General features: G+C 52.1%; 6 protein-coding genes. 1 reads left to right on the forward strand and 5 read right to left on the reverse strand.

Going from position 1 to position 3,626, the window contains the following annotated elements; all coding sequences use genetic code 11:
* Together lacNas_RS04480 and lacNas_RS04485 are read right to left on the reverse strand one after the other, a co-directional pair.
* Positions 1–238, reverse strand: a 238-nt coding sequence (locus lacNas_RS04480; protein WP_201346633.1) for a PTS transporter subunit EIIB, incomplete at its 3' end; no start/stop codon positions are given.
* 326 nt (positions 239–564) lie between these two features.
* Complete coding sequence (locus tag lacNas_RS04485; RefSeq protein WP_201330078.1) at positions 565–1,401, reverse strand: PRD domain-containing protein; 837 nt, start codon at positions 1,399–1,401, stop codon at positions 565–567.
* 221 nt (positions 1,402–1,622) lie between these two features.
* Between lacNas_RS04485 and lacNas_RS04490 the strand changes: the two genes are divergently transcribed.
* Positions 1,623–2,555, forward strand: a complete 933-nt coding sequence (locus lacNas_RS04490; RefSeq protein ID WP_201336064.1) for a shikimate dehydrogenase — start codon at positions 1,623–1,625, stop codon at positions 2,553–2,555.
* 40 nt (positions 2,556–2,595) lie between these two features.
* Here the strand turns inward: lacNas_RS04490 and lacNas_RS04495 are convergent, their stop codons facing one another.
* From lacNas_RS04495 to lacNas_RS14195, 3 genes are all read right to left on the reverse strand, one after another.
* Positions 2,596–2,814 (reverse strand): hypothetical protein, encoded by a 219-nt coding sequence (locus lacNas_RS04495; RefSeq protein WP_201331509.1) that lies wholly within the window; start codon positions 2,812–2,814, stop codon positions 2,596–2,598.
* Positions 2,807–3,016, reverse strand: coding sequence for a hypothetical protein (locus lacNas_RS04500; protein ID WP_201331510.1), 210 nt, complete (start codon positions 3,014–3,016; stop codon positions 2,807–2,809). The genes lacNas_RS04495 and lacNas_RS04500 overlap by 8 nt, the downstream gene beginning before the upstream one ends.
* Positions 3,009–3,626: hypothetical protein (locus lacNas_RS14195; protein ID WP_244661419.1), on the reverse strand; the 618-nt coding region annotated here is incomplete at its 5' end. The genes lacNas_RS14195 and lacNas_RS04500, both read right to left, overlap by 8 nt.

Here is a 3,626-nt window from a genome sequence, read left to right on the forward strand (position 1 = left end):
TGAGCACGGCGTCGTAGACGTCCGTAACTTCGTTGCCGATGACCACTTGGTATTGGCCGCCGGCCTTGGCGACGGTGATGACGCCGTCGCGCTTCTTCAAGTAGTCGGTGTCAGCTTTTGATTCATCTTTCAGCACAAAGCGCAGTCTGGTCACACAGTGCTTGAGGGAGGAGACGTTCTCTTCCCCGCCCACGTGCGCGACGATGTCTTTGGCTAGTTCATCGTAATTTTTTGCCATAATCGTTATCCTCACTTGTCCAATTTGTCAAAATAAAAACCCGCAAGCCAGAATTCTTTGTATAGAAAGAGTCCTGTATAAGCTTGCGGGTTCATGCCTAGTTGAACTAGTAACACACCTTGATTAAGCGCCGGGATAAGAGGGATCCGCTCCGATTCCGAAAAAAAGAACCTATCAGAAAAATCAAGTAGTACCGGCAAAAAGAAGCTGCCGGTCGGCGATTTCGTGATAGGTTCATGCCTGATTTAACAGTAACACGCTTAAGACATTTATTATGTTAACGCTTTCTAAAAGCGCTGTCAACAAAATTCGTAAAAATTTTTTTCTTACCGGTGGGTTACCCGCCAAATATGCAGAATCAGGTAGGTCTCGTCATCGGGAGACAGGGTCCAGTCAGCTTCGCGCTTAAGGTACTGGGCGATCCGGTCGACGGTGTCCTTTTCTTTGGGATACTTGTCGACCATCAGCTGCAGGAGGGCCGGGTCCAGTTCGGCGTTGGCCTGCTTGTGGGTCAGATGGCGGATGATCAAGGCTCGGAGGTGGGTGATGAAGCGTTCATAGTTGAAACTGTCGGTATCCAAGGTGATCCCGTACTGGTACTGGACGATGTTGACAATGCCGCCCAGGTAGCGGGTCATCCGCATGGTGTCCTGCAGCTTGGAACCGTCGGACTCGGCATTGATGAAGTGGTAGGTTAAAGAGACTGCTTCGGAGTGGTTGAAGGTGAGGTGGACCGTGTCAGAAATGATCTCCAGGGCTTCTTTGGCCGCGGCGTATTCTTTTGGAAAAAGCGTCTTGGTTTCCCAGCTGCCGCTGGCCGGGCTCAGCTCGGCGCCGTCCAGGGTCCGCTTGATCATGAAGTCGATGTGGTCGGCCAAGGCAAAGTACTGGTAGCCGGTGAAGGAGATGCCGTACTTTTTCTCCACCGCGCTGCAGACGGCGTCGGTGGCTTCAAAAGACTTGGGATCGATTCCCTGGACGACTTCGGGCTCGACCTGGTCGATCTCGTCTTGAGCCACGAAGCGGCGCTCAATCTTGCTTTCATCGACCGGCATGCCCTTTTTCAAGCCAAAACCGATTCCCTTGCCGATCACGACCCAGTCTTTGCCAGCGGCATCTTTGACAAGGGCGGCATTATTGTTGTAATTTTTGATAAATTCCATAGCAAGTCCTCGTTAACAAATACAAATCGCGTCATTATTCAATGTTAGCGTTAACAGCAATATTTTGTCAATCCTGCGTTTGGCGGGGGAAAAGCTCGCCTTTCGAATTTGTGAAAAGAACAATAGAAAAAATTGATCGATAAAAGTGGCCGCTTGCCTTTTTTCACGCGCAGGCAAGCGCTAGCATATTTTTGGAATAGAAAAAACAAAGGACTGAAAATATGACTGATGAAAGAAACAATGACATTCTGCCGGTAAAAATCAGCGGCGTCACTGGCCCGGTAACGGGCTGGCTGGACGGGCACACCATCCTGCTGGGCCTGTTCGCGGATCCGATCAGACACTCGGTTTCGCCAACGATGCACAACAACGCTTTTGCCAAGCTGGGCCTGAACGGGGCCTACCTCTGCTTTGAGATCGGGCCGGACCGGATCGGGGACGCTGTCAGTGCCCTGCGGACTTTGGACATGCGGGGCGCCAACGTGTCCATGCCGAACAAGCAGGCGATCATCCCTTACCTGGACAAGCTGGACCCGGCGGCTGAGATCTGCGGGGCGGTCAACACGGTGGTCAACGAGCACGGGCTGTTGACCGGCTACACGACTGATGGCACGGGCTGGCTGCGGTCTTTGAAAGAGGACGGGCAGGACGTCAAGGGCAAAGTCATGACTCTGGCTGGCGCCGGCGGGGCGGCAATTCCGATTGCCGTGGCCGCGGCCATGGGCGGAGCCAGGGAGATCAGAATTTTTAACATTCACGACCGCAACTGGGAACCAGCCAAGGAAAAGGTGGCGGCCATCAATGAGGCAACCAGCTGTGTCTGCAGCTTGAACCCGATGGAGGACAAGGAAGCCTTCAAGCAGTCGATCGCTGAATCAGCCATTTATTGCGATGCTACCGGGGTAGGGATGCCGCCGCTGGATGACATGTCACTGGTTGAAGACCCGTCCTGGCTGCACGAGGACATGGTGGTCAGCGACACGGTTTATGAACCGCGGGAAACCAAGCTGATGCGGATCGCGCGCCAAGCCGGCGTCAAGCATGTCTACAACGGCTTGGGCATGGTGGTCGGCCAGGGGGCGGAAGCCTTCAAGCTCTGGACCGGCCAGGAAATGCCAGTTGAATACATTAAGGAAATCGTCGCCAAGGCGTAAGAAAAGCGGACAAGTTAGCACTTGTCCGCTTTTGTGTTGCCTACTTTTTCTTGAGCAAGTCCTTGTACATGGCCCGGTCTGCTTCTGGGATGCCCAAGAGATCCATGGCCCCGTCTGGAGTCAAGTTGGTGGTTTTCAAGATGTTGATCAGGTAGTCTTTAGTAACTTCCTTGGTTACCTTTGCGGTCACTTCTTCAATGACTTCCTTCTTGGCCCGGTCAATCTTGACCTGGATGAATTGCGGCAGTACTTCAGTCATGGTAGTCACCTGCTTTCTTGAGCAAGTCCTTGTACATGGCCCGGTCCGCTTCTGGGATGCCCAAGAGATCCATGGCCCCGTCTGGAGTCAAGTTGGTGGTGCTGAGAATGTTAAGCAAGTAATCTTTAGTCACTTCTTCGGCAGTTTCCTTCTTGGCCCGGTCAACCTTGACCTGGATGAATTGCGGCAGTACTTCAGTCATGGTAGTCACCTGTTTTCTTGAGCAGGTCCTTGTACATGGCCCGGTCCGCTTCTGGGATGCCCAAGAGATCCATGGCCCCGTCTGGAGTCAAGTTGGTGGTTTTCAAGATGTTGATCAAGTGGTCTTTAGTAACCTTCTCGGTCGTTTCTTTAGTAACTTCCTTGGTTACCTTTGCGGTCACTTCTTCGGCAGTTTCTTTCTTGGCCCGGTCAACCTTGACCTGGATGAATTGCGGCAGTACTTCAGTCATGGTGGTCACCTCGTTCTTATTTCTTTTTCCCAATTTCTTGATTAACTCGTCATAAGCATGGCTGCCCGACAGGGCATCCATCATATCCAAAAGAAGCTTCACATCTTCTACCGACAGCTTCTTGGCGCTTGGGTGGTATTCTTCACCAGCATTTGTCTGGATGAAATATTCCGCCAGGCAGAAAAAGGCGCTCTTGAAACGCTTATCCAGCTCTTTTGCATTCAAGTCGCTGATCCGGTAAAAAGCCTTGATCTTGTAATCACTGATCAGCGGCCGCATTTCCTCGGGGAGCTTTTGCAGATTGATGTTCCCCAGCAAATTCCGGCTGTAGTTCCAAGCTTCTTTCCCGTAGTATACCAC

Origin of the sequence: Lactobacillus nasalidis (assembly GCF_016587775.1) — a bacterium.
GTDB lineage: Bacteria > Bacillota > Bacilli > Lactobacillales > Lactobacillaceae > Lactobacillus > Lactobacillus nasalidis.

What these genes read in the sequence shown, in the direction of transcription:
- lacNas_RS04485 (WP_201330078.1), bottom strand. Translation starts at nt 1,401, where the DNA reads ATGGAATTTATCAAAAATTACAACAATAATGCCGCCCTTGTCAAAGAT.
- lacNas_RS04495 (WP_201331509.1), bottom strand. Translation starts at nt 2,814, where the DNA reads ATGACTGAAGTACTGCCGCAATTCATCCAGGTCAAGATTGACCGGGCC.
- lacNas_RS04500 (WP_201331510.1), bottom strand. Translation starts at nt 3,016, where the DNA reads ATGACTGAAGTACTGCCGCAATTCATCCAGGTCAAGGTTGACCGGGCC.
- lacNas_RS04490 (WP_201336064.1), top strand. Translation starts at nt 1,623, where the DNA reads ATGACTGATGAAAGAAACAATGACATTCTGCCGGTAAAAATCAGCGGC.